Here is a 23,147-nt window from a genome sequence, read left to right on the forward strand (position 1 = left end):
TGATGAGGAGGAACTCCATCACCCCCTCGCGGGCCTTCTTGGTCTGCCCGGAGCGCGTCAGCACCTCCGGCGGCTCGCCGTTGGGGCCGGGCCGGCAATCCTTGACCGCGTAGGCGCAGGAGGCGACGGGCTTCGGCGCGCCCTTCAGCTCCACGAGGCACATGCGGCAATTGCCGGCGATCGACAGGCGCTCGTGGAAGCAGAAGCGCGGGATCTCCGCGCCCGCGACCTCGCAGGCCTGGAGCAGGGTGTACTCGGCCGGGACATCGACCTCGGTGCCGTCGACGACGATCTTGGTCATACGTGCTTCTCGGTCTCGAACTGCATCGCGGCGGGCGGGCTCACTCCGCCGCCATGGGCACGGGGTCGGAATGCGGGTTGGCGCTGTAGCGGTCGATCCGCTTCTCGATCTCGGGGCGGTAGTGGCGGATCAGGCCCTGGATCGGCCAGGCCGCCGCGTCACCCAGCGCGCAGATCGTGTGCCCCTCGATCTGCTTCGTGACGTCGAACAGCATGTCGATCTCGCGCTTCTGCGCGCGGCCCTCGGCCATGCGCAGCATCACGCGCCACATCCAGCCCGTGCCCTCGCGGCAGGGCGTGCACTGGCCGCAGCTCTCGTGCTTGTAGAAATAGGCGATGCGCGCGATCGCCTGGACGATGTCGGTGGACTTGTCGAGGACGATCACCGCCGCGGTGCCGAGGCCCGAGCCGAGGTTGCGCAAGGTGTCGAAGTCCATCTTGGCGTCGATGATCTGCTCGGCCGGCACCAGCGGCACCGAGGAGCCGCCGGGGATCGAGCAGAGCAGGTTGTCCCAGCCGCCCCGCATGCCGCCGCAATGCTTGTCGATCAGCTCGCGAAAGGTGATCCCGAGCTCCTCCTCGACGTTGCAGGGCTTGTTCACGTGGCCGGAGACGCAGAACAGCTTGGTGCCGGTGTTGTTCTTGCCGCCAAGCCCCGCGAACCACGCGCCGCCGCGGCGCAGGATGGTGCCGGCCACCGCGATCGACTCGACGTTGTTGACCGTCGTCGGGCAGCCGTAGAGGCCCATATTGGCCGGGAACGGAGGCTTCAGGCGCGGCATGCCCTTCTTGCCCTCGAGGCTCTCGATGAGGGCCGTCTCCTCGCCGCAGATGTAGGCGCCCGCGCCGTGGTGGACGTAGATGTCGAAGGGGAAGCCGTGCACGTTGTCCTGGCCGACGAGCCGGGCCTCGTAGGCCTCGTCGACGGCGCGCTGCAGCGCGTGCTTCTCCGCGACGTACTCGCCGCGGATGTAGACGTAGCAGGCATGCGCGTTCATCGCGAAGGAGGCGAGCATGCAGCCCTCGATCAGGAGATGCGGGTCGTGCCGCATGATCTCCCGGTCCTTGCAGGTGCCCGGCTCCGACTCGTCGGCGTTGACGACGAGGTAGTGCGGGCGCCCGTCGGACTTCTTGGGCATGAAGGACCATTTGAGGCCCGTCGGGAAGCCGGCGCCGCCGCGGCCGCGCAGCCCCGAGGTCTTCATCTCCTCGATGATCCAGTCGCGGCCCATCTCCAGCAGGAACTTGGTGCCGTCCCAAGCGCCGCGCTGCTTGGCAGCCTCCAGGCCCGGCGAGTGCAGGCCGTAGAGGTTGGTGAAGATGCGATCCTGATCGGAGAGCATGTCGACGTTCCCCTGCCCTAGCGGCTCAGCGACTTGGTCAGCGCCCTGGCCTGCCCCACCCAATCCTCGCGGTCGATCCGACCGGGGAAGGCGAGGTAGGTGCCGACCCAGGCGATTTCGTCCCGGGTCCAGGCGGCGATCTGGTCGAAATGGTAGATGCCGAGCGCGTGGAGGCGGCGCTCGTTGCCCGGGCCGATCCCCTTGATGCGCGTCAACGCGTCGGGCTGGCCGGCCCGCGCAGCGTCGAGGCCCGTGGGCCGCGTGCCGACGGCGTCCGCCTTCTGCTCGGGGCTCGCGTCCTTCGGCAGTTCGGCGAGCTTGGCCTCAATGCGGCTCTCCTCCGCCTCGGCCGCGATCTCGCCCTCGCTCGCGCCGGAAGCGGCGGGCTGGGGCGGGGGCTCGTCCCGCTTCAGGGCTGATTGCGCGCCGGCCTCGGCCGCCGCGGGCTCATCCGCCGCGACGCGTTCGGAGGGCTCGGCGCGGACCGTCGGGCGCGCCTCGCCGTGCTGGGCCGTCGATCGGCCGCCGTCGGCCGCATCGGCCCGGTCCTCGGGCTTCACGGGCGTCTCGCCCTCGGCGACACGCTGGGCCGGCGCGTCGGTGACGGGGCGCTCGACGGCGCGGCCGGCATCGGGCCGGGCCGGCTTCGGGTCGCTGGCGGCGCGCTGCTCGCTCGACGCGGCCTCGTCGTTGGCCGCCTCACCCTCGCCGCCGTTCTCGAAGCGCTTGCGCCACGCGCCGATGCGGGATCCGTCGAAGAGGCTCGGGTCCTGCAGCGTGTTCACCGCGCCCTGCGGCTCGGACGAGGTGCGGCCGGTCTGCGAGCCGACCTTCACGGGGCGTCCGGCCGCGAGGTCGTCCATCAGCCTGCCGAGGGATTCCGGCGTCAGGTCCTCGAAGTAATCGTGGTTGATCTGCGCCATCGGCGCGTTGCAGCACGCGCCGAGGCACTCGACCTCGAGCCAGGAGAAGGTGCCGTCCGGGCTCACGTGGCCGGGGGGGCCGAGGCGCTCGTGCAGCATCGCCTTCAACTCGCGCGAGCCGCAGGAATCGCACGGCACCGTGCCGCAGACCTGGATCCAGTAGCGGCCCACCGGCTCCAGCGCGAACATCGTGTAGAAGGTCGCGACCTCGAGCACGCGGATATGCGGCATGCCGAGCTGGTCCGCGACCGCCTCGATCGCGGCTCGGGGCAGCCAGCCGCCGTTCTGCTCCTGCGCCTTCCAGAGGAGCGGGATCACGGCGGAGGCCTGCCGGCCCTCCGGGTACTTCGCGATCTGCCCCTGCGCCCACTCGGCGTTGTCAGGGGTGAACGCGAAGCTCTCGGGCTGCTCGGCAGCGGGGGCGAGTCTGCGGTTTGCCATGTCTCAAGAAGCCTTCAGCGGTCCACTTCGCCGAACACGATGTCGAGCGTGCCGAGCACGCAGGAGACGTCGGCCAGCATGTGGCCGCGGCACATCCAGTCCATCGCCTGCAAGTGGGCGAAGCCCGGCGCGCGGATCTTGCAGCGGTAGGGCTTGTTGGTGCCGTCCGAGACCAGGTAGACGCCGAACTCGCCCTTCGGCGCCTCGACAGCCGCGTAGACCTCGCCCTCGGGCACGTGGAAGCCTTCCGTGTAGAGCTTGAAGTGGTGGATGAGCGCCTCCATCGAGCGCTTCATCTCGCGCCGCGGCGGCGGCGCCACCTTGCCGTCGAGCGCCGCGATCGGGCCCTGGCCCGCCGGCTCGCGCAGCTTGGCGATGCACTGCTTCATGATGCGCACGGATTCGCGCATCTCCTCCATGCGGATCACCTGGCGATCGTAGGTGTCGCCGTTCTTCCCCACGGGGATGTCGAACTCCATCTCCTCGTAGGCCTCGTAGGGCTGCGACTTGCGCAGGTCCCACGGGATGCCGGAGCCGCGCACCATCACGCCGGAGAAGCCCCATTCCATCGCCTCGTCGACCGACACGATGCCGATGTCGACGTTGCGCTGCTTGAAGATGCGGTTCGCCATGACGAGGTTGTCGAGGTCGTCCACGACCTGCGGGAAGGTCTCGCAGAAGGCCTCGATGTCGTCGATGAGCTTCGGCGGCAGATCCTGGTGCACGCCGCCCGGCCGGAAGTAATTGGCGTGGAGCCGGGCGCCGGAGGCCCGCTCGTAGAAGATCATCAGCTTCTCGCGCTCCTCGAAACCCCAGAGCGGGGGCGTCAGCGCGCCGACGTCCATCGCCTGCGTCGTGACGTTGAGGAGGTGGGAGAGAAGCCGCCCGATCTCGCAGAACAGCGTCCGGATGAGCTTCGCCCGCCGCGGCACCTCAAGACCGAGGAGCTTCTCGATGGCGAGGCAGAAGGCGTGCTCCTGGTTCATCGGCGCGACGTAGTCGAGCCGGTCGAAATAGGGCGTCGCCTGCAGGTAGGTCTTGTACTCGATCAGCTTCTCGGTGCCCCGGTGGAGGAGCCCGATATGCGGGTCGACGCGCTCGACGATCTCGCCGTCGAGTTCCAGCACGAGGCGCAGCACCCCGTGCGCGGCCGGGTGCTGCGGCCCGAAGTTGATCGCGAAGTTGCGGATGTTGTGCTCGGTCATCCGGATCTCCTCAGACCGACTTCTTCTCGTCGCCCGGAAGCACGTAGTCCGTGCCCTCCCACGGCGACAGGAAGTCGAAGTTGCGGAATTCCTGGGTGAGCTTGACGGGCTCGTAGACGACGCGCGCCTCGTCCTGATCGTAGCGGACCTCGACGAAGCCGGTCAGCGGGAAGTCCTTGCGCAAGGGGTGCCCTTCGAAGCCGTAATCGGTCAGCAGGCGGCGCAGGTCCGGGTGGCCCGAGAACAGGATGCCGTAGAGGTCGTAGGTTTCGCGCTCGTACCAGTTGGCGGCCGGGAAGACCTCGATGACGGAGGGGACCGGCGTCGTCTCGTCGGTCTGAACCTTCACGCGGATGCGGCTGTTATGCCGGAGCGAGAGCAGGTGATAGACGACGTCGAAGCGCTTCTCGCGGGCCGGGTAATCGGCGCCGCAGATGTCGATGAAGCAGCGGAAGGCGCAGGCCGGGTCGTCGCGCAGATAGGTCAGCGCGTAGACGATGTCGCTCGCCTGCACGATCAGGGTCAGTTCGCCGAAGGCGATGCGACGCTCGACGATCGCGGGGCCGAGAGCGGCCGCGACGCGGTCGCTCAGCGCCTGGAGCGCGGCTGCACCGCTCTCCGGCTGGGTGTGGGGAAGGATCGAGATTCCGTTCGTCATCGCGCCCGTGCCTCAGCGCTCGATCGTGCCGGTGCGGCGGATCTTCCGCTGCAGCAGCAGGACGCCGTAGAGGAGCGCCTCCGCGGTCGGGGGACAGCCGGGCACGTAGATGTCGACCGGCACGACGCGGTCGCAGCCGCGGACCACCGAGTAGGAATAGTGATAGTAGCCGCCACCATTGGCGCAGGAGCCCATCGAGATGACGTAGCGGGGCTCCGGCATCTGGTCGTAGACCTTGCGGAGCGCGGGCGCCATCTTGTTGGTCAGGGTGCCGGCCACGATCATCACGTCGGACTGGCGCGGCGAGCCGCGGGGCGCGAAGCCGAAGCGCTCGCAATCGTAGCGCGGCATCGACATCTGCATCATCTCGACGGCGCAGCAGGCGAGCCCGAAGGTCATCCACATTAGAGAGCCGGTGCGGGCCCAGTTGATCAGCTCGTCCGCCGAGGTGACGAGGAAGCCGCGGTCGGCGAGCTCGCTGTTGATCGACAGGAAGGTCGGATCGTTCGCGCCGATCGGCCGGCCCGTGGCGGGGTCGATGATGCCCTTCGGCTGCGGCGCGATCGTGGGAGCGCGGGAGAAGTCGGTGGTGAGGGCCATGAATGCCTCGGAAGGGATGCGGCTCGGGTGCGGTCTGCGGTCGGTCTCAGTCCCACTCGAGGGCGCCCTTGCGCCACTCGTAGACGAAGCCGACCGTCAGCACACCGAGGAAGACCATCATCGACCAGAACCCGTACCAGCCGAGTTCCCCGAAGGTGATGGCCCACGGGAACAGGAAGGCCACCTCGAGGTCGAAGATGATGAACAGGATGGCCACGAGGTAGAAGCGCACGTCGAACTTCATGCGCGCGTCGTCGAAGGCGTTGAAGCCGCACTCGTAGGCCGAGAGCTTTTCCGGGTCCGGGCTGTTGTAGGCCACGAGGAATGGCGCCACGAGCAGCGCCACCGCGATGAACAGCGACACGCCGATGAAAACGATGAGCGGAAGATAATCCGCCAACAGGCCGGTCATGCGAGGCCTCTCGTGCTCGTGTGGGACCGCGGGGCGCCCCTCATGCCGGCATGTGGAATTCCTCCAATGCCAGAGAGCGCACGGCGCGAGGCTTAGACGAGCGGTCCGGGTGAAACAAGAGCGTTGCGCGTCGCACAACGCCCTGCTTCCGAGAGATGGTATACCAGGAAACGCGGCGCGAGACGGCAGATCGGCGCAGGGGCCGCGCAGCTCGGGCGACGGCTTTCGGCCGCCGGATCCTCCGCCTCCCGCGGCCGTCCCGCGATTCTGATGACGGCTGCTTGACAGCCCCCGGCCGCGCACCTAAACCCCGGCCGTCGCCGCTTGAGGCGGCCACGCCACGCGGGCGTAGCTCAGTTGGTTAGAGTGCCGGCCTGTCACGCCGGAGGTCGCGGGTTCGAGCCCCGTCGCCCGCGCCACGTCTCTCAAATCCCTTCATCGCCAGCACGCTTCCTGCCTCAGGGCAGGTGAATTCGCGTGCGCTGCCGGACACGCCGCCCGCACGGGCGGTGCGGAACGACGTCCGGATTCAGGGCCATGCCCGAATCGGCCGGATCAGGGCCGATGCGGAGCAGCGAGCACCCGCGCGGGGTCTCCGTCCCATGGCGGACGGTCCGTCTCCGTCACGCCCGATCGATCGCCCGCCGCCCTCAATTCGTCCGGCGGGACAGGGAGATCGCGTAGGCCGGAGAGCGGATCGCGAACATCGGATCGTTCGCCGGCCCGGCGATGCCGTCGGGCAGATCCGCGACCGGATCGAAGGTCGCCGCATCGCAGGTCGCATCCGGCTCCAGCGCGGTGATCGCCACGGTCCCGAGCTTCACCGACTTCCGGCTCTCCTCGGGCCACATCGCGGTCGGGTCATTGGTCGGGTCGTTCGACTCCGCCAGCACCGCGACGAGGTCGAAGCTCGCCGGCCCCTTCGACAGGCGCTCCTTCAACTCGTCGGCGTAGAAGCTGTCGGGCTTCGCCTTGAGCTCGTCCTCGCTCAGGCCGAGCTGGCCGGCCGCTGCGACCCATTTCAGCTTCGCGACCGTCGCGTCGCCCTTCGCGTTGGTCAGCGTGTAGGCATGCACGCCCCAGTAATCGACGCCCGCGAAGCTCGCGGGAACGGGCCGGGCGTTGAGCCAGGCCGCCTGCCGCGTCGTCTCCGGATTGGCGGCCCCGAAGGCCTTGATCTTCTCCGCGTCCGGCTTCCCATCGGGTCCGGGCGCGCGCACCGTCGCGAAGTCGAGGAGCTGCTGCGGCGTTCTCGTCGAGAAGACGGGCGCCGAGATGATCACGAACACGAGATCGCCGGACGGATCGGCGAGGCGCATAGCGAACCCGCGGGTGACCGGCTTGGCCTTGTCGGACACTTTGGGGTTGCTGCCGCCCATCGAGAACCGCGCCGTCACCGGGACCGTCCTGGCGAAGTGCGGCGCCTTCGAGAGGGTCTGTGCCTCGGCGGCCGGCGTGAAGCTGCCCTTGACGCAGACACCCTTGGCCCCGCTCGCCCGCACCGTGGGCTGGTTGCCGCCAGCCGCCACCAGGGCGTTCACGATCGCACCGGGATCCGCCTCCTCCGCCGGAGCCTCCCCGGCCAGGGAGCACCCGACGAGGAGCGTCGCGCCGAGAAGGAGGGACCGCAGCATGGAAGACACCCCGAATTGGCCTCGAAACCGGCCCGCTTCGAGCCGGACGCACGGCGCAGCCGAATCGTAAAACGATTTTAGATTGCGCGCGATCTTTCACGCAAGCCTCTTGGGGACAGAAAATGTGGAGCGGCTCCGCCCGGGGACGGCGCGCGGCCCTTTCACCTGCGCGAGAGGTTTCCCGAGGCTGCGCGCTCGAAGCGACGGTCGGCGCTCCCGGGCAGGCCGGCCGCCGTGCTTCCCCGGCAACAGGTGGGACGCCGAGGGCTGCGGGCGGCCCGCATGCCCAGCTTTCGCCGCATCGGGCCCGAAAGGCGGAGCGCAGCTTCACACGAGCCTCCGCCGAGCCGATGCCCCTCCCCTCTCCCGTCCGCTCCCGCACGGCGATCGTCGCCGCCGTCCTCCTGTCGCTCGCCGGCTGCGGCTCACCCGCGATCCTGCCCGGGGCGGACGCACCGACGAGCCTCGTGATCCTCGACGAGCAGGCGGCGGCTGCCGCGATCTCCCGCTACCGGGCCCAGCACGGGCTCGGCCCCGTCACCGTCGATGCGGGCCTCGTGACGGCGGCCTCCTATCAGGCCTCCGCGAATGCGCGGGCCGGCCGCCTCAGCCACGATCTCGGCGGTACCTTCACCTCGCGCATGTCCCAGGCCGGCCTCGGACGCGCCCACGCCGCGGAGAACCTGTCCGCCGGTTCCGAGACGTTCGACGAGGTCTTCGCGCGCTGGAAGGCTTCGCCCGAGCACAATCGCAACATGCTGATCCCGCAGATCAAGCGCGTCGGCGTCGCCCGCGCCGACGCGCCGACGACCCGGTATCGCCGCTACTGGGCGCTCGTGATGGGCGGCTGATCCGTCAGGCGGGTCGGGACGGCGAGGCGCCGGACCGGGCCGTGCGACCCTCGCCCGCCAGCGCCGCGGCGGCGCGCCGAAGCGTCGCGCGGGTGGAGGCCGGATCCCCCTCGCTGAGCGCAGCCGCCTCCAGCGCCCGAAGCACGCGCATCGTCAGGACTGGAGGCCGCGCCGAACGCGGGGCGACGTGCTCCGTCAGCAGCGCGATGACCTGCTCCAGCCGCCGGTTGCGCGCTATCAGCGCCTCGATCGAGTCGTTGTCGTTCACACGGACCGCCCGCTCCGAGACCGCGCGTACCGGTCCGGCTGATTCAATCGGAGGTTTTATGAATAGGGCGCGCCCCTCTGCCCCGGGATGCGCGGAAACTGCGTAGTGCCCTCCCTGCCCTCCCGCGCCGGTGATCGTCTTGGTCGAGACGCCCCGCGTCGGAGCGAGGGGCGGAACGCCCGGCATGAGCGCGGCCGCAGGAAGCCGCAGCCGAGCCTGTGGCTCGGCCCACCATCGCACCGGCGCGCGCTTCGATCGTCCTCCTCGCCTCCGGCAGCGTGCTGCCTCGATCGGCGCGAGGAACATTCCAGATGAAGGCCTGTTGAACTTCCCTCCGAGCGTTCGCTCTCCACTGTCGCTCGAGACGGGAATACTGTTCCGTTGGATATCCTGAACGCTGAGGCCGAGGTTCTTCCGCTGGAGGAGCGGCCGCTGCAGGTGCTGCTGATCGCCGGATCGGCCCGGAGGCTCGATGGCTGCCCGGGGCTCGACGGGAAGGCGCGCGCGCTCATGCACCGGATGCTCGGCCGCCTTCCTGCCGGCTGGCAGATCGACCATGTCGACATCGGCAACGAGCACGGCAAGCCGAAAATCCAGGGTTGCAACGGCTGCGTCGGCACCTCGATGGCGCTCTGCGTGTGGCCCTGCAACTGCTACGGACCGGACAGCGACCACCAGCCCGACCTGATGTGGACCGAGAAGCTCTACCAGCGCCTCGCGCGGGCCGATGCGTGGGCGATCATCGGCCCCGTCTGGTGGTACGGGCCGAGCACCAACCTGAAGGCGATGTTCGACCGCCTCGTCTGCATGAGCGGGGGCAACCCCCGCCCCGATCTCATCGACAAGAAGAGCACCCTGAAGGCGCAGGCGCTGGAGACCTCGCCGCTCTGGAAGGAGTTGACGAAGAACCACCTCGAAGGCCGCACCGCTGCGTTCTTCTGCTACGGCAACGAAGGCGGAAACGAGCTCGACGACGACCGCCGCCCGCGCGTCCTGCGGCACAAGGCCTGGTTCGACCCGGATCAGGAGCCCTATCGGGGCGACGAGCGGAACGCCTACCAGGGCCTCGTCTGGCAGTGCCGCTACAGCGGCATCGAGGTGCCCGATCGGCTGTGGCGCCACGCCTCGATGGGGCTGGGCCGCCCGTATGCGGACGACCAGGCAGACGATATGGTACAGGAAGCCGGGGCCATGGCCTGCTTCGACGCGTGGGTGGAGGCCTTCGTCGCTCACGTCGCGGGCAAGGGGCCTGTGCCCGGCACCACCGAGGCTGAGCGCGGAGCACAGCCGACCACCGAGTAGCCGGCCCCTCATGGTGACCAACTCCGCCGATGGCAGCACCCCGCCCTCCTTCCTGGACGGGGGCGGCGAGGCCGCGCGCCTGATCCGCGCACGCGACTGGTCGGATCATCCGCTCGGCAGCCCGGAGTGCTGGTCCGGCGAGCTGAAGGTGGCGCTGAGCCTTGTGCTCAACTCGCCCGAGAGCATGATCCTCGCCTGGGGGCCGGAGCTGCACTTCTTCAACGACACCTACATTCCGCTTCTCGGCCCGCGCGCCGCCTGGGCTACGGGAGAACGGTTTGACGTGGTCTGGGCCGAGGCCTGGGACCAGGCCGAGCCGATCATCCTCGATGCGTTTGCCGGGCGGAGCCGGCGCTTCGAGGATCTGCCGTGGAAGCTCGGCACGGATCGCGGCGCGGCCGACACGTGGTGGAGCTTCTCCTACTCGCGCGTGCTCGACGCCCAGGGCGCGGTGGCGGGCCTGTTCATCGTCACGAACGAGACCACGGCGCGCGTGCTCGGCGACAAGGCTCGGCGCGAGAGCGAGGAGCAGCTGCGCCTCGTGATCGAGAGCGCCAAGGACCACGCGATCTTCACCACGGATCCGGGCGGCACCATCACGAGCTGGTCGGCGGGAGCGGAGGCGATCCTCGGCTGGAGGGCGGACGAGGCCGTGGGCCGGGCGGGATCCATCATCTTCACGCCCGAGGACCGGGCCGACGGGGCCGACCGGCGCGAGCTCGCGACCGCCGCGGCCAGGGGATACGCCAACGACGAGCGCTGGCACCTGACGAAGGCGGGTCAGCGCGTCTTCATGAACGGCTCGACCCATCCCCTGCCTCCGGATGCCCAGGGGCGGCAGCGCGGCTTCATCAAGATCGCCCGCGACGAGACCGAGCGCTTCCAGACCCAGCGGGCCCTGCGCGCGCTGACCGAGACGCTCGAGCGGCGGGTCGACGAGGCGCTGCGCCAGCGCAAGCTCTGGGCCGACGTGTTCGAGACCACCGACGCCCTCGTCGGAGCGCTCGACCACGAGTTCCGGGTGCTCGCCGTGAACCGCGCCTACGCCGTCGAGTTCGAGAGCATCTACGGCGTGCGGCCGCATATCGGCGACGACCTGCTCGCCTTGCTGGCTCCCTGGCCGGAGCATCAGGCCGCCGCTCGGCGTACCTGGAGCCGCGCACTTTCGGGAGAGGAATTCACCCTCGTCGAGGCCTTCGGCAATCAGGATCGGCGCCGGACCTGCTACGAATTGCGGTTCACGACCCTGCGGGACACCGAGGGGCGGCAGATCGGCGCCTTCCAGTACGCCCAGGACGTGACCGAGCGCCTCCGCAACGAGGAGCAGCTCGCCCGAACCGAGGCGGCCCTGCGCCAAGCCCAGAAGATGGAGGCGGTGGGCCAGCTCACCGGCGGGCTGGCGCACGATTTCAACAATCTGCTGGCCGGCATCTCCGGCTCGCTGGAGCTGATGCAGACCCGGATCAGCCAGGGAAGGCTGACGGACATCGACCGCTACATCAACGCCGCCCAGGGCGCGTCGCGGCGGGCCGCCGCGCTGACCCACCGGCTGCTCGCCTTCTCCCGCCGCCAGACCCTCGACCCGAAGCCCACCGACGTGAACGCCCTCGTGGGCGGCAGGGAGGAGCTGATCCGGCGCACCGTCGGGCCGGCCGTCGCCATCGAGGTGGTGGGGGCCGCCGGGCTCTGGCCGGCCCTGGTCGACCCGAACCAACTGGAGAACGCCCTCCTCAACCTCTGCATCACCGCCCGCGACGCCATGCCGGAGGGCGGACGCATCACCATCGAGACCGCCAACAAGTGGCTCGACGAACGGGCCGCGCGCGAGCGCGACCTCGCTCCCGGGCAATATCTGTCGCTCTGCGTGACCGACACCGGCACCGGCATGACGCCCGACGTGATCGCCCGCGCCTTCGACCCGTTCTTCACCACGAAGCCGATCGGCGCCGGCACGGGGCTCGGGCTGAGCATGATCTACGGGTTCGCCCGCCAGTCCGGCGGGCAGGTGCGCATCTACTCGGAGGTCGGCGAGGGCACGACCATGTGCCTCTACCTGCCGCGCCATTACGGCGAGGCGGAAGGGGCGGACGCCGTGCCGGACCTTGCCGGCGCGCCCCGCGCCGAGCAGGGCGAGACGGTGCTGATCGTCGACGACGAGCCGACCGTGAGGATGCTGGTCACGGAGGTGCTGGAGGATCTCGGCTACACGGCCATCGAGGCCGCCGATGCCGTCGCCGGCCTGAGGGTCCTGCAATCGGACGTGCGCATCGATCTGCTGGTCACCGATGTCGGCCTGCCCGGCGGCATGAACGGGCGGCAGATGGCCGATGCCGGCCGCGTCAGCCGGCCCGATCTGAAGGTCCTGTTCATCACGGGCTACGCGGAGAACGCCGTCGTGGGCAACGGCCATCTCGAGCCCGGCATGGCGGTGCTGACCAAGCCCTTCGTGATGGAGGCGCTCGCCTCCCGCATCAAGGACCTGATCGCCCGGACCCCGTGATCGCGGCCGAGGATGGCAGGCTCGCGGGTGTCCGGTCGCTGCGGGTTCAGGCCGCGCGCTCGATCGGCAGACGGGCCCGTGCGAGGCGCGAATTCCGGTAGCGCTCGTCGAGCGTGACCTCGCGGGCGACCCAGGGCGGCAGGATCACGGGCTGGGCTTCGTAGGTCAGTTCGACCTCGGCCAGGATCAGGCCCGCCAGGGAGCCCTCGAACACGTCGACGTCCCACCCCAGACCGGCATGCTCGATCCGGTAGCGGACCTTGCTCAGGCAGGCATCGGGTCTGAGCCCGAGAAACATCGCCTCGCCGGTCTCGGTCGGGACCTCCTGCTCCACCTCCTCGCGGCTGGCACCGCGCCGCCGGCCCTTCCACGTGAAGAACGTCCGGCCCCCCGCCCGGCGCACGCGGACGGTGTTCTCGGAATCCGTGTGGAGATATCCCTGAAGGATGTTCAGCCCGAACCGGCAATGCTCCAGCACGGCCGGGGTGGCGAGGAACCTGCGCTCGATCTCAAGGGCCATCCGGGAGCCAGACGCTGTTGCGGGACGGTCTTCGTTACGCACCGGACGACGCGGGCACTCCAGGGCGCGCCGCGCGTTGTCCACACCTCGTGCCGAGACGGGGAGCCTTCGGCCTCCTAACCAAGGTGAATGCATCGCCATTGGTTGCAGTCGAGGGATGCCGAAACACGATGCGCACCGCCGAGGAGGCCGAACTGAAGAAGAAGCGCCGCTCCCCGCGCTCCCAGGTTGCCGCCCTGCCGTTCCGGCTCGCGGCGAAGGGCAAGCCCGAGATTCTCCTGGTCACGTCGCGGGAGACGAAGCGCTGGGTGATCCCGAAGGGCTGGCCGATGGCGGGCCGCAAGGACCATCGGGCGGCGGAGCGCGAGGCGTACGAGGAGGCGGGCCTGAAGGGGCAGATCGCCAAGAAGGCGGTCGGCCAGTACCGCTACGACAAGAGGCTCGGCGACGGCAGCACGGTGGCTTGCGCGGTCACGGTCTACCCGTTGCAGGTGTCCGACGAGCGGAGGCGCTGGCCGGAGAAGAAGCAGCGGCGGCGGCGCTGGTACGCGCCGGCCGAGGCGGCCGGCCTCGTCAACGAGACCGATCTGCAGGAGCTTCTGCTGAGCTTCGGCACGAGCGTGGGCAGGGGCTGAGGCCGGACCGCGGATCCGTCAGGCGTCGAGCAGCGGCAGGCGCTCGCCCTCGATCCGCGGCAGCAGGTGCATCACCGAGCGGGCGTACTCGTAGCGCGCGACCGCGACGCCCTCCGTCCAGCCCGGCAGCGGCAGGGCCATCGTCTCGGTCACGTCGAGGCCCTGCTCGAAGCCCGACGCGATCCGCCCGTCGATCATGTCGAGCCAGGCGAGCGTCTGGTCGATGCCGCGCCGCCCGGCCTCGGTGGGCCCGTGACCCGGGACGAGGCGGCCGTGGCCGATCCCGGCGAGCGTGTCGAGCGCGGCTCGCCAGCGCGGCAGGTCGGCGTCGGGCGTCGTCGGCGCGCGGTCGAGGAAGACGAGGTCGCCGGCAAACAGCAGCCCGGACCGTTCCTCGAACAGGCAGAGGTCCTCGGCCGTGTGGCCCGCGAGGCGCAGGAGGCGGAAGCGGCGCTCGCCGACCTCCTCGACGCCCTCGCGGGCCTCCCGGGCGGGAGCGGGCACGCCGGTGCCGCGCATCCAGTCGCCCGCGACGCGGTACATGCCGCTGGCGAGGTCGTTGCCGAAGCGCTTCAGATCCGACCGGAGCCCCGCCCCCGCCCAGACGGTCTCGGGCGCGAAGGCGGATGCGCCGAGGCTGTGGTCGGCGTGGAGATGTGTGAGGAAGACGTGGGCCACGGGCTTGCCCGTGAGGCTGCGCGCCAGCGCTTCGAGCGCCTCGCCGTAGCGGTGCGAGGGGCCGGCATCGATCAGCACGGCGCCCTCGCGCGTGTCGAGGATCGAGACATTGGCGATCGCCCCGCCGTTCTGCGCCGTGATCGGCTCCGCGGCGCCGTAGATCGTCCAGGCGCCCTCCGCCACGGGAACGGGCTCGAGGGCGTAGCGCCGGGGCGCGGCGCGGCTCGCGGCCGGCAGGATCGCCGCGGCGGCGCCGAGCCCGAGCGCGAGGCAGCGCCGCCGGGTCGCCCCGGCCGGGAGGAGGTCGGCGGCTCGCATCACGGGCTCTCCGGCTGGCTCCCGGCCCGTGCGGCGGGACCGGGGGCGGGAATCGGCAGGCGGGCCCGGAAGTCGCTGCCCGCGCTGTTGCGCGCGGCGAGGATCAGCGCGTCGCTCCCGGTCCGGTCGAGGATCAGCGTCAGGGTCGGGTTGTCGGCCACCGCCTCGGACAGGCTCACCTCGGCGAGGAGGCGCCCCGACGCGTCCGAGACCCGCAGGGTCTCGACGATGAACAGCGGCACGTTCGCGATCATGCCGTTGTCCAGGGGGTGGGTCATGCGCAGGCGCAGGCGCACGCCCTCCTCCTCGCGCCACGCCCGGGCGCGCAGGGCCCCGAGGTTCTTCCAGTCGACCGTCTTCTCGATCACCGGCGGCACCGAGCAGCCGCCGCCCGCGGCATCGAGGTAGCGCCCGCCGACGTGCCAGAGATCCCCGCAGCGGGCGGCGGCGCGGATCGGCGTGCCCTGCTCGATCTTCATGCGCAGGCCGACAAAGGGCTGGGCCGCGCCGGGCCGGAGCCTCAGGGTCAGCGGGAACGGGTTGAGGTCGGCGATGACGAGGAGTTCGTCGACGGCGCCGAGCGGGCGGGCGTCGACGGTGACGGGCACCTGGGTCTGATCCTCGGTGACGGGGGGCAGCATGACCGCGACGCGATCGTCGAACAGGGCCGGGCGGCCGCCGAGATGGCGCTCGGCCAGCGAGGGCCAGAGCGGCGAGTCGAGGGGGTCACGGATGGTGCTGGCGTTCGGAGCGAGGGGGGATGCGGGCATGCGGGCGCGCCTCAAGGTCCATCGGAGGGTTCGGCGGGGCGCTCGCCCGGCCTGTCGGCGGCGAGCGGGACCGGGGGCGGGCTGGCACGCTCCAGCGGCCTCTCGGCCTCGCTCCAGCCGTCCGTGCCCTCCGCGAACCAGTAGACGCGGCGGTAGCCGAGATCGGCCGCCCGCCGCACGGCGTTCCAGGACATCCAGCAATCGGCCCTGCAGAAGAACACGAGCGGGCGCCCGGGATCGCCGCCGCTCAGCCGCGAGAGCCAGGCCGCCAGATAGGCCGAGAGCCGCGGCTCGATCGTCCCCCGCCCGGTCTCGGGCAGCCAGACGGCGCCCGGGATTGTGTCCCGGCGGTCGACGATCCGCCAGGCGCCGGTCTCGGGATCGTAGCCGCCGCGCTGGGGCATCACGTCGATCATCGCCGCGCCCTCGCCGCGCAGACGGTCCACCTCCGCGAGGCCGACGCGGGTGCCGCCGCGGACCGGCAGGTTGACCGGGGCCCGGTAGTTCCGGACCCGGTAGCCCGTGGCGGCGTCGATGTCGGGCTCGCTGCCCTGCGCCCGGCTCGGCGCGGCGGCCAGCAGCGCGGCCGCCAGCATCCCGGCCGCGAGGCTGATCCGGCGGTCCGCCCTCATCGCCCGAGGCCCAGCATGCGCCGCAGCGTCCCGTCACGGTCGAGGCAATGGTGCTTGAGCGCGGCCGCGCCGTGGAGGGCGACGAGGCCGGCGAGCACCCAGGCCAGCCCGTCGTGCAGGCCGGCGGCGAGTGCGTAGAGGCGCTCCTGCTTCTCGGCGAAGATCTGCGGGATGACCGGCAGGCCGAACAGGGCGACCGGCCGGGCATAGGCGAGGGAGCGGACGATGCCGGAGAGCGGCATCAGCAGGCTCGCCGCAATCAGCGCGGCGTGGACCCCGCGCGCGGCGCGCCGCTCCCAGGCGCCCCGCGCCGGCCCCGGAGGCGGGAAGCCCTCGCGCCAGCGCCAGAGGAGGCGCGCCGCGGCGAGAGCGAGCACGAGGAGGCCGAGCGACTTGTGGACCTGCACGGACGCGGTTCTCGCCGGTCCCGAGGGCACCCATTGCAGGGCGAGCCCGTAGGCCAGCATGACGAGGATGCCGAGGGCGACGCCCCAGTGGAGCAGGCGCGTCGGCAGGCTCAGGGGAGCGGGAAGCGGGATATCCGTCCGCGCGGTCACCGCTGCAGGGCCCGCAGATGAGGGAAGTCGCGCTTCGCCGTGGCGATGCGGCAGTCGCGCTCGTCCTCGGTGTCGGGACACAGGATCTCGACGCCGTCCGGATAATGGCTGAGGTTCTCGCATTCCGCCCGGAACCGGCTCACCGTTCCCCTCTGCTCGCTGTCGAGCCCGCTGACCTGACACTCCGTCCTGAGCATGAGCATCCGCCGGATCTGGTACTCCTTGACCTCCGCGCGGGCCGGGATCGCGGCGGCGGCGAGGAGGAGGAGCGAGGCGAGGATCGGGCGCACCGGCCGCTCAGTTCTTCGGCTGGGCCTCGACATAGGTCCGGATCGCCCAGATCGCCTCCTGGCTGAGGATCCCCTCGAAGGGAGGCATGCGGTAGCGGTCGTCCTTCTTGGCGCCGTGGAGCACGCGGGTGATGAACCAGCCGTCGCCCGCCTCGCCGGATTCGACCTCGCGCAGGTCGGGCGCCATGCCGCCCGATTTCGCGTCGAGCCCGTGGCAGCGCGCGCAGTTCTGATTGTAGCCGCCGGCGCCGATCTGCACGGCGAGCGCGTTGCCCGCGTAGGGGTTCGCGGTGCGGACATCGTCGCCGAGGGGCGGCAGACCGGTCGTGTCGATGGGCTGGGGTGCCGCATCGCCGTGGGCGCGGGCGAGGCCCGGCGCCGCCAGCACGAGGGGCAGTCCGAGGGCGAGCGCCCGCAGGGCTTGGGGGATCATGGGAGCCTCGATGTTCGGTCGCCGCAGGCGGGGTTCAGCGCTGCGGGAGGAGCCAGACGCGCCAGGATTCGGAGCCGCTGATCTGCAGCGAGTAGGTGCCGGGCGTGTCGATGAGGTAGGTGGCGCTGCCGCCGCCGCCGATGTGCAGGTTCTGGACGACGCCGCCCTGCGCGTCCTTGAGGTACATGACGAAGATCGGGCCATCGCTCTCGTAGCGCAGCACGGTCGGGGCGGTGATCGCGAAGGAGTCCGTCTGCTGGGTCAGGCGGCCCTGGAACCGGGGCGGCGCGAGACGGGCGGCGAGGCGGTCGTAGCAGCGCAGCCGCTCCTGCTCCTCCTCGACGGCGCGGCACCGGGCGAAGGCCGCGCGCAGGCCCGGTTCCGCGCCTGGGTCGAGGGCCGGCGCGGGCACCGCGCCGAAGCCGAGTGTCGCGAGCGCCAGCATCGCGGAGCCCCTCACGGGTCCGCCTGCGGGTCGGGTGCCGGGGCGGAGGCTTCCGGATAGGTCTCCCAGACAGGCTTGCCGTGCTGCCAATGGTCGGGGCAGCCGCGGCAATCCTTCATCCAGGCATCCTGGAAGATCGCGAAGCGGATCTTCACGCCCTCCATCACCGCGTTGGCGAGGTTGGCCTCGTAGAACTTCGCCTCCTGCAGGTCGGTGTTCACGAAGGTCGCGCCGACGAACTGCGCGCGCTTGGCCTGGACCATCTCCAGATCCGCGACCGTGAAATCCGCGCCGCTGAAATCGGCGCCCGAGGCGCGGGCATGGTCGAGATTCGCGCCGACGAAGGAGGCCCTGCGCGCCTTCAGGCCCTGCATGAAGGCGATCTGCAGCTTCGCGCCGGAGAGGTTGGCGCCGTCGAGCTTGGCGCCCCGCAGGTTCGAGCCGCGCAGGTCGGCGCGGGCGAGGTTGGCGCCGGTCAGGTCGGCGCCGCCGAGATCGGCGTTCCTCAGGTCGGCGTGGCGGAGATCCGCCCCCGGGCACACCGCCCGCGGGCCGACCGTGCAGCCGTTGACCACCCACGGATCCGGCCGCTCGTCGCGGTTCTGGACCGCCGTCTGCGCGGCAGCTCCTGGGGCCAGGGCCGCCAGGCAGAGGCCCGCGAGGACGAGCGAGCGCGGGACGGGCAGCGTCATCGGTTCGGCTCCGGACATGTCCGCGAGAGGAGGAACGGGAGGATCGGGTCCCGGAAGCGGGCTTCCGGGACCCGGGGTCGCGGGGCCTTCAGGCCCGCATCGTCACTCGGCCGAGGCCGTGGTGGTCGGCAGCTCGAACACCCAGAACGAGCCGCCCTGCGAGACGAGCTTCGTCTGGTCGGCCATGTCGCCGCCCCAGAGCGGGACCGCGCCGCCGTAGCCCGAGGCGATGCCGATGTACTGCTTGCCGCCGTCCTCCCAGGTCATGGGAACGGAGACCACGCCCGAGCCGGTCTGGAAGGCCCAGAGCTCCTTGCCGGTCTTGGCGTCGAAGGCCTTCACGAAGCCGTCCGACGTGCCCTGGAAGACGAGGCCGCCCTTCGTCGTCATGCTGCCGCCCCAGAGCGGCATGTTCTCCAGGTGCTCCCAGACGATCTTGCCGGTCTTCGGGTCGAGGGCCCGCAGCGCGCCGACATGGGTGTCGAACTTGCGGTGGATCCGGAAGCCCTGGCCGAGATAGGCCGAGCCCGCCTTGTAGGTGACGTTCTCGGTCCAGTAATCCTCGGTCCAGTCGTTCGATGGGATGTAGAACAGCCCGGTCTGCTGGCTGTAGGACATCGGGCTCCAGTTCTTGCCGCCGAGGAAGTTCGGCGTCACGACGATGGACTTGCCCTTCGCCTGGCCGGCCTCCGGCGCGGGCGGGCGCTGGCCCTCGACCTCGATCGGCCGGCCGGTCTTGAGGTCGTAGCCCTTGGCCCAGGTGATGTCCTTCACGAAGGGATAGGCGGCGATCAGCGCCTCGGGCTTGTTGATCTTGCCGTCGCGGGCGGTGAGCTTGTCGGTGTCGGTCAGGATGAAGAAGCCGTTCCGGTCGGCGTGCGCGCCGGCGCGGATCTTCTTGCCGTCCTTCTCGAGGTCGAAGAGGATGATCTCGTTGTTGCCCGAATAGTCCCAGGCGTCGTTCGGCGTGTGCTGGAAGAAGCCCACCGGCTCGCCGTTCGAGGGGTCGATGTAGACTTGGCCCGAGGTGAACAGGCTGTCGCCGGGCGAGCGGTAATGGTGGTTCCAGGGCGCGGGGTTGCCGGTGCCGATGACGAAGGTGTTGGTCTTCTCGTCGTAGACGCCGGTCTGCCAGGGGGCGCCGCCGCCGTGGTTCCAGGCTTCGACCTTCTTGCCGTCCTTGTCGGGCCAGGACGGGGCCTTGGCGTCGCCGGTGGGCGTCGAATCCTTGCCGTTAAGGCGCCCCATATGGCCCTCCACCATCGGCCGCATCCAGATCTCCTCGCCCGTTTCCGGATCGCGGGCGTAGAGCTTGCCCAGCGCGCCGAATTCGTCGCCCGAGTTGCCGTGGATGAGGAGCACCTTGCCGGTGGTCTTGTCCTTGATGATGTTCGGCGCGCCCGTATAGGCGTAGCCGGCGCCGTGATCGTCGAACTTCTTGTTCCAGACCACCTTGCCGGTCTTGGCGTCGAGCGCGACCATCGAGGCATCGAGGGTGCCGAAGAAGATCTTGTCGCCGTAGATCGCCGCGCCGCGGCTCACCACGTCGCAGCAGGGGCGGATGTCGTCGGGCAGGCGGTGGGCGTAGGACCAGAGCTTCTTGCCGGTCTTCATGTCGAGCGCGAAGATGCGCGAGTAGGACGCGGTGATGTAGACGATCCCGTCATGGACCAGGGCCTGGCCCTCCTGGCCGCGCTGCTTCTCGTCGCCGAAGGAGAACGACCATTTCGGCCGCAGCTGGCCGACGTTGTTGACGTTGATCTTCTCGAGGTTCGAGTAGCGCTGGGCCTTAATGCCCATGCCGTACATCAGGACGTTGTCGTTGCTCTGCTGGTCGTTGAGGATGTCCTCCCACGTGACCGGCTTGGCCTCCTTGGCATCCTTGGCCTGGGAGGGGCCGGACAGGGCCAGCGTGGTGGCGATCAGGGACGATGCGGTCGCCAGCAGCAGCCTGCGCGGCGAGGTCCTCGCGGTCGGATAAGCCATGCGTCTCTCCCTAGCGGTCCCGCTTGCCCGCGGGCCGTCTTGTTCGAGGTGCTCCGGCCTCCTGACCGAACGACCTCTCAACTTGTTATGGAAGGAAAAACGCGGCCCGGCATCCTAACTTTCGTATATGTCGCATATTAATTTCTTATTATAAGGGTATTTTACGCGCTTATATTGCCACAACCGGCAATCGATCTCGGGATTTTATCATAAGATTTATATTTGATCCGCGCGTCTTGACGCGCTTTACTTCCATCGATCAAGTCCCGAGCCGGTGCAGCAGGAATCCGGGAGCTTGCCGTGCACATCATCCTCGTCGACGACCACCCCCTGGTCCGTGAAGCCCTGCGCAGCATGGTGAGGCTCGGGATTCCCGCAGCCCGGATCGAGGAGGCGGAATCGATCGAGACGGCGCAGACGATCCTCGCGGCGCGGCCCGGCATGGACCTGATCGTGCTCGACCTCTCGATGAAGGGCGTCGCCGGCTTCGAGGGCCTGATCGGCCTGCGCGGGCGCTTCCCGCGGGTGCCGATCCTGGTCTGCTCGGCGCTCGACGAGCCCCGCATCATCCGGGAAGCCCTGCAGCTCGGCGCGGCGGGCTTCGTGCCGAAATCGTCGGGGCGGGCGACCTACCTGCAGGCCGTCGAGCGCGTGATGAGCGGCGACATCTTCGTGCCCTCCGCGATCGAGGGGCGGCCGCTCGCGGCCGACGAGAGCCCCGACCCCGCCGCGCGGAGGATCGCCTCGCTGACGCCGGCCCAGATGAACGTGCTGACCCTGATCCGGCGCGGGCTGATCAACAAGCAGATCGCCTTCGAACTCGGCATCGGCGATTCGATGGTGAAGGCCCACGTCTCCGAGATCATGCGCAAGCTCGGCGTCCGCAATCGCACGCAGGTCGCCCTGTGCGCCGCCTCCCTCGATTTCGACCGGGGCGTCTCGCACCGTGGCTAGGATCCACACGGTCGGTCCAGGACGTTCCCGGGCCTCGCTGCGCCCCGCTCAGGTTCCGCAGAAGGTCCGGTATCCGGCCCCGCCGCCCTCCGGCGCCTCGGCGTAGCGCGCCTCGGCCGGCTGGTCGTCGTAGGGCCGCGAGAGGACCCGCAGAAGGTTCTCGAACGGAGCGAAGTCGCTCCGCTCGACCGCCGCCTCGATCATCTCCTCCACCCGGTGGTTGCGCGGAATGAAGGCCGGGTTCGCGGCCCGCATCGCGGCCGCGGTCGCGGACGGATCCCGCGCCTCGGGGGCCAGCCGCTCGCGCCACCGGAGGGCCCAGCCGTCGAAGGCCGTCGGATCGACGAAGAGGCTGCGGACGGGCTCGTCCGCGCCCGGGTCGGCCGCGGCCTCGCAGAGGCGCCGGAACGTCAGCGTGAAATCCGCCTGATTCTCGGCCATCAGCGCCAGGAGATCGCTCGCGAGATCCGAATCGCCCTCGCGCTGGGTCGCTAGGCCGAGCTTGCGGTTGAGGCCCTCGTGGTAGGCGGCCTCGAAGCGGGGCGCGAAGCCGCCGAGCGCGGCCTCCGCCTCGGCGACCGCCGCCGCCTCGTCGTCGGCCAGGAGCGGCAGAAGGGCTTCGGCGAGGCGCGTCAGGTTCCACAGGGCGATCCGCGGCTGGTTTCCGTAGGCGTAGCGCCCGTGGCGGTCGATCGAGCTGAAGGCGGTCTTCGGATCGTAGGTGTCCAGGAAGGCGCAGGGGCCGTAATCGATCGTCTCGCCCGCGACCGACATGTTGTCCGTGTTCATCACCCCATGCACGAAGCCGACGAGCAGCCAGCGCGCGACGAGGTCCGCTTGGCGCGCGATCACGCCGTCGAGGAGGGTGCGGTAGGGCGCCTCCGCCGCACCCGCCTCCGGGTCGTGCCGGGTGATGACGTGGTCGGCGAGGGCGCGCAGGCCCTCGGTGTCGCCACGAGCCGCGAAGAACTGGAACGTGCCGACCCGGATATGGCTCGCCGCGACCCGGGTGAGCACCGCACCGGGCAGCACGGTCTCCCGGATGACGCGCTCGCCCGTCGCGACGGCGGCGAGCGCCCGGGTCGTCGGGATCCCCAGGGCCGCCATCGCCTCGCTGACGAGATACTCGCGCAGAACCGGCCCGAGGGCAGCCCGCCCGTCGCCGGCGCGGGAGAAGGGCGTCGGGCCCGCGCCCTTGAGCTGGATGTCGCGCCGCGCTCCGTCCCGGCCGACGACCTCGCCGAGCAGGAGGGCGCGCCCGTCGCCGAGCTGCGGCACGAAATGCCCGAACTGGTGCCCCGCATAGGCCGTCGCGATCGGCTCCGCCCCCTCGGGGACGCGGTTGCCGGCCAGCACGGCGACGCCCTCCCCGCTCGCAAGCCAAGCGGGATCGAGGGCGAGGTCGCGGGCGAGCGGCCCGTTCACGCGGATCAGACTCGGCCCTGAGACTGGCGTCGGAGGGAGCCGCGCGAAGAAGCGGGCGGGCAGGCGGGCATAGCTGTTGTCGAAGGGAAACGGCGGCTGCATCGGCACGTACGGGTCCTGCTGCGGCCCGATCCGGCGAACGGGTCCGGGATGTCGGATAGGGGCCAACGCGGCGCGGAGCCTCTCGGGCCCGCGCCGGACCCGCTTCGGCCCCCCGCGGGAAGCCTGATCCAGGAGCCCATCCCGATGGTGGGCGGTGAGGGACTCGAACCCCGACCCTCTCCCTGTAAAGGATTGGCGTTACTGGGTCATCCTCTGCCTTCGCCGCTGCGAGAGGCCCTTTGGAGCCCTCCTGTAGCAGTCGGCCGCCGGATC

25 protein-coding genes and 1 tRNA gene are annotated in these 23,147 nt (G+C 70.3%); 6 read left to right on the forward strand and 20 right to left on the reverse strand.

Annotated elements, in window-relative coordinates; translation table 11 throughout:
• The 7 genes from E1J50_RS03410 to E1J50_RS03440 all read right to left on the reverse strand — a co-directional run.
• Window positions 1–301 (reverse strand): 2Fe-2S iron-sulfur cluster-binding protein (locus tag E1J50_RS03410; RefSeq protein WP_132250428.1); only part of this gene is annotated, 301 nt, incomplete at its 3' end.
• A 40-nt stretch (window positions 302–341) separates the two neighbouring features.
• The gene (gene nuoF / locus E1J50_RS03415; RefSeq protein WP_132250430.1) at window positions 342–1,643 is read right to left on the reverse strand and encodes an NADH-quinone oxidoreductase subunit NuoF; all 1,302 of its coding nucleotides are present in this window, start codon (window positions 1,641–1,643) and stop codon (window positions 342–344) included.
• Between the two features lie 17 nt (window positions 1,644–1,660).
• Window positions 1,661–3,007, reverse strand: coding sequence for an NADH-quinone oxidoreductase subunit NuoE (gene nuoE / locus E1J50_RS03420; protein ID WP_132250432.1), 1,347 nt, complete (start codon window positions 3,005–3,007; stop codon window positions 1,661–1,663).
• Window positions 3,008–3,021: 14 nt separating this feature from the next.
• Entirely contained in the window at window positions 3,022–4,212 is a 1,191-nt protein-coding gene (locus tag E1J50_RS03425) for an NADH-quinone oxidoreductase subunit D (protein ID WP_132250434.1), read from the reverse strand.
• Window positions 4,213–4,222: 10 nt separating this feature from the next.
• Complete coding sequence (locus E1J50_RS03430; protein ID WP_132250436.1) at window positions 4,223–4,870, reverse strand: NADH-quinone oxidoreductase subunit C; 648 nt, start codon at window positions 4,868–4,870, stop codon at window positions 4,223–4,225.
• Between the two features lie 12 nt (window positions 4,871–4,882).
• Entirely contained in the window at window positions 4,883–5,470 is a 588-nt protein-coding gene (locus E1J50_RS03435) for a NuoB/complex I 20 kDa subunit family protein (protein WP_132250438.1), read from the reverse strand.
• Window positions 5,471–5,516: 46 nt separating this feature from the next.
• Window positions 5,517–5,882 carry an NADH-quinone oxidoreductase subunit A gene (locus E1J50_RS03440; protein ID WP_109890497.1) on the reverse strand — a complete coding sequence of 122 codons (366 nt, stop codon included), beginning with the start codon at window positions 5,880–5,882 and terminating at the stop codon, window positions 5,517–5,519.
• Window positions 5,883–6,224: 342 nt separating this feature from the next.
• Here E1J50_RS03440 and E1J50_RS03445 point away from each other — a divergent pair.
• Window positions 6,225–6,301, forward strand: a tRNA-Asp gene (locus E1J50_RS03445).
• A gap of 231 nt (window positions 6,302–6,532) precedes the next feature.
• Here E1J50_RS03445 and E1J50_RS03450 read toward each other — a convergent pair.
• The gene (locus tag E1J50_RS03450; protein ID WP_132250441.1) at window positions 6,533–7,516 is read right to left on the reverse strand and encodes a catalase family peroxidase; all 984 of its coding nucleotides are present in this window, start codon (window positions 7,514–7,516) and stop codon (window positions 6,533–6,535) included.
• 350 nt (window positions 7,517–7,866) lie between these two features.
• Here E1J50_RS03450 and E1J50_RS03455 point away from each other — a divergent pair, with 350 nt between their 5' ends.
• Entirely contained in the window at window positions 7,867–8,367 is a 501-nt protein-coding gene (locus tag E1J50_RS03455) for a CAP domain-containing protein (RefSeq protein ID WP_132250443.1), read from the forward strand.
• A gap of 4 nt (window positions 8,368–8,371) precedes the next feature.
• Here the strand turns inward: E1J50_RS03455 and E1J50_RS03460 are convergent, their stop codons facing one another.
• Complete coding sequence (locus tag E1J50_RS03460) at window positions 8,372–8,635, reverse strand: hypothetical protein (protein ID WP_132250445.1); 264 nt, start codon at window positions 8,633–8,635, stop codon at window positions 8,372–8,374.
• Window positions 8,636–9,016: 381 nt separating this feature from the next.
• On the opposite strand from E1J50_RS03460, the gene E1J50_RS03465 reads away from it, so the two are divergent.
• Entirely contained in the window at window positions 9,017–9,937 is a 921-nt protein-coding gene (locus tag E1J50_RS03465) for an NAD(P)H-dependent oxidoreductase (protein ID WP_132250447.1), read from the forward strand.
• A 10-nt stretch (window positions 9,938–9,947) separates the two neighbouring features.
• Window positions 9,948–12,437, forward strand: coding sequence for a PAS domain-containing protein (locus tag E1J50_RS03470; protein WP_132250449.1), 2,490 nt, complete (start codon window positions 9,948–9,950; stop codon window positions 12,435–12,437).
• Between the two features lie 46 nt (window positions 12,438–12,483).
• Here the strand turns inward: E1J50_RS03470 and E1J50_RS03475 are convergent, their stop codons facing one another.
• The gene (locus E1J50_RS03475; RefSeq protein WP_132250451.1) at window positions 12,484–12,957 is read right to left on the reverse strand and encodes a CYTH domain-containing protein; all 474 of its coding nucleotides are present in this window, start codon (window positions 12,955–12,957) and stop codon (window positions 12,484–12,486) included.
• 170 nt (window positions 12,958–13,127) lie between these two features.
• On the opposite strand from E1J50_RS03475, the gene E1J50_RS03480 reads away from it, so the two are divergent.
• Entirely contained in the window at window positions 13,128–13,592 is a 465-nt protein-coding gene (locus tag E1J50_RS03480; RefSeq protein ID WP_132250453.1) for an NUDIX hydrolase, read from the forward strand.
• An 18-nt stretch (window positions 13,593–13,610) separates the two neighbouring features.
• On the opposite strand, the gene E1J50_RS03485 is transcribed toward E1J50_RS03480, so the two are convergent.
• The 9 genes from E1J50_RS03485 to E1J50_RS03520 all read right to left on the reverse strand — a co-directional run bounded on the left by E1J50_RS03485 (window position 13,611) and on the right by E1J50_RS03520 (window position 20,393).
• Window positions 13,611–14,588, reverse strand: coding sequence for a quinoprotein relay system zinc metallohydrolase 1 (locus tag E1J50_RS03485; RefSeq protein WP_132250455.1), 978 nt, complete (start codon window positions 14,586–14,588; stop codon window positions 13,611–13,613).
• Window positions 14,588–15,358 (reverse strand): quinoprotein dehydrogenase-associated SoxYZ-like carrier, encoded by a 771-nt coding sequence (locus E1J50_RS03490; RefSeq protein WP_132250457.1) that lies wholly within the window; start codon window positions 15,356–15,358, stop codon window positions 14,588–14,590. Before E1J50_RS03490 ends, E1J50_RS03485 begins: the two co-directional genes overlap by 1 nt.
• 11 nt (window positions 15,359–15,369) lie before the next feature.
• On the reverse strand, window positions 15,370–15,990 hold the full coding sequence (locus E1J50_RS03495) for a rhodanese-like domain-containing protein (RefSeq protein WP_245516412.1): 621 nt from the start codon (window positions 15,988–15,990) through the stop codon (window positions 15,370–15,372).
• The gene (locus E1J50_RS03500; protein WP_165937764.1) at window positions 15,987–16,547 is read right to left on the reverse strand and encodes a cytochrome b; all 561 of its coding nucleotides are present in this window, start codon (window positions 16,545–16,547) and stop codon (window positions 15,987–15,989) included. The genes E1J50_RS03495 and E1J50_RS03500 overlap by 4 nt, the downstream gene beginning before the upstream one ends.
• Entirely contained in the window at window positions 16,544–16,837 is a 294-nt protein-coding gene (locus tag E1J50_RS27105; protein ID WP_165937765.1) for a hypothetical protein, read from the reverse strand. Before E1J50_RS27105 ends, E1J50_RS03500 begins: the two co-directional genes overlap by 4 nt.
• A 7-nt stretch (window positions 16,838–16,844) precedes the next feature.
• On the reverse strand, window positions 16,845–17,270 hold the full coding sequence (gene pedF / locus E1J50_RS03505; protein ID WP_132250461.1) for a cytochrome c-550 PedF: 426 nt from the start codon (window positions 17,268–17,270) through the stop codon (window positions 16,845–16,847).
• A gap of 34 nt (window positions 17,271–17,304) precedes the next feature.
• Window positions 17,305–17,730, reverse strand: a complete 426-nt coding sequence (locus E1J50_RS03510; RefSeq protein WP_245516413.1) for a hypothetical protein — start codon at window positions 17,728–17,730, stop codon at window positions 17,305–17,307.
• Window positions 17,727–18,407: a pentapeptide repeat-containing protein gene (locus E1J50_RS03515; protein WP_132250463.1), complete on the reverse strand. Its 681-nt coding sequence runs from the start codon at window positions 18,405–18,407 to the stop codon at window positions 17,727–17,729. The genes E1J50_RS03510 and E1J50_RS03515 overlap by 4 nt, the downstream gene beginning before the upstream one ends.
• Window positions 18,408–18,509: 102 nt before the next feature.
• Window positions 18,510–20,393 (reverse strand): PQQ-dependent methanol/ethanol family dehydrogenase, encoded by a 1,884-nt coding sequence (locus E1J50_RS03520; RefSeq protein WP_132250465.1) that lies wholly within the window; start codon window positions 20,391–20,393, stop codon window positions 18,510–18,512.
• Between the two features lie 300 nt (window positions 20,394–20,693).
• Here E1J50_RS03520 and E1J50_RS03525 point away from each other — a divergent pair, with 300 nt between their 5' ends.
• Window positions 20,694–21,347, forward strand: coding sequence for a response regulator (locus E1J50_RS03525; protein WP_132250467.1), 654 nt, complete (start codon window positions 20,694–20,696; stop codon window positions 21,345–21,347).
• A gap of 48 nt (window positions 21,348–21,395) precedes the next feature.
• Here the strand turns inward: E1J50_RS03525 and E1J50_RS03530 are convergent, their stop codons facing one another.
• The gene (locus E1J50_RS03530) at window positions 21,396–22,874 is read right to left on the reverse strand and encodes a protein adenylyltransferase SelO (protein WP_132250574.1); all 1,479 of its coding nucleotides are present in this window, start codon (window positions 22,872–22,874) and stop codon (window positions 21,396–21,398) included.
• Window positions 22,875–23,147: the final 273 nt, after the last annotated feature.

The sequence above is a fragment of the Methylobacterium segetis genome (genome assembly GCF_004348265.1).
GTDB lineage: Bacteria > Pseudomonadota > Alphaproteobacteria > Rhizobiales > Beijerinckiaceae > Methylobacterium > Methylobacterium segetis.

Bases quoted from the DNA above. Each gene is read 5' to 3' on its own strand.
- E1J50_RS03520 (WP_132250465.1), bottom strand. From the start codon at position 20,393: ATGGCTTATCCGACCGCGAGGACCTCGCCGCGCAGGCTGCTGCTGGCG.
- E1J50_RS03515 (WP_132250463.1), bottom strand. From the start codon at position 18,407: ATGACGCTGCCCGTCCCGCGCTCGCTCGTCCTCGCGGGCCTCTGCCTG.
- E1J50_RS03475 (WP_132250451.1), bottom strand. From the start codon at position 12,957: ATGGCCCTTGAGATCGAGCGCAGGTTCCTCGCCACCCCGGCCGTGCTG.
- E1J50_RS03495 (WP_245516412.1), bottom strand. From the start codon at position 15,990: ATGAGGGCGGACCGCCGGATCAGCCTCGCGGCCGGGATGCTGGCGGCC.
- E1J50_RS03490 (WP_132250457.1), bottom strand. From the start codon at position 15,358: ATGCCCGCATCCCCCCTCGCTCCGAACGCCAGCACCATCCGTGACCCC.
- E1J50_RS03440 (WP_109890497.1), bottom strand. From the start codon at position 5,882: ATGACCGGCCTGTTGGCGGATTATCTTCCGCTCATCGTTTTCATCGGC.
- E1J50_RS03480 (WP_132250453.1), top strand. From the start codon at position 13,128: ATGCGCACCGCCGAGGAGGCCGAACTGAAGAAGAAGCGCCGCTCCCCG.
- E1J50_RS03430 (WP_132250436.1), bottom strand. From the start codon at position 4,870: ATGACGAACGGAATCTCGATCCTTCCCCACACCCAGCCGGAGAGCGGT.
- E1J50_RS03425 (WP_132250434.1), bottom strand. From the start codon at position 4,212: ATGACCGAGCACAACATCCGCAACTTCGCGATCAACTTCGGGCCGCAG.
- E1J50_RS03470 (WP_132250449.1), top strand. From the start codon at position 9,948: ATGGTGACCAACTCCGCCGATGGCAGCACCCCGCCCTCCTTCCTGGAC.
- E1J50_RS03435 (WP_132250438.1), bottom strand. From the start codon at position 5,470: ATGGCCCTCACCACCGACTTCTCCCGCGCTCCCACGATCGCGCCGCAG.
- E1J50_RS03450 (WP_132250441.1), bottom strand. From the start codon at position 7,516: ATGCTGCGGTCCCTCCTTCTCGGCGCGACGCTCCTCGTCGGGTGCTCC.
- E1J50_RS03530 (WP_132250574.1), bottom strand. From the start codon at position 22,874: ATGCAGCCGCCGTTTCCCTTCGACAACAGCTATGCCCGCCTGCCCGCC.
- pedF (WP_132250461.1), bottom strand. From the start codon at position 17,270: ATGATCCCCCAAGCCCTGCGGGCGCTCGCCCTCGGACTGCCCCTCGTG.
- E1J50_RS03455 (WP_132250443.1), top strand. From the start codon at position 7,867: ATGCCCCTCCCCTCTCCCGTCCGCTCCCGCACGGCGATCGTCGCCGCC.
- E1J50_RS03485 (WP_132250455.1), bottom strand. From the start codon at position 14,588: ATGCGAGCCGCCGACCTCCTCCCGGCCGGGGCGACCCGGCGGCGCTGC.
- nuoE (WP_132250432.1), bottom strand. From the start codon at position 3,007: ATGGCAAACCGCAGACTCGCCCCCGCTGCCGAGCAGCCCGAGAGCTTC.
- nuoF (WP_132250430.1), bottom strand. From the start codon at position 1,643: ATGCTCTCCGATCAGGATCGCATCTTCACCAACCTCTACGGCCTGCAC.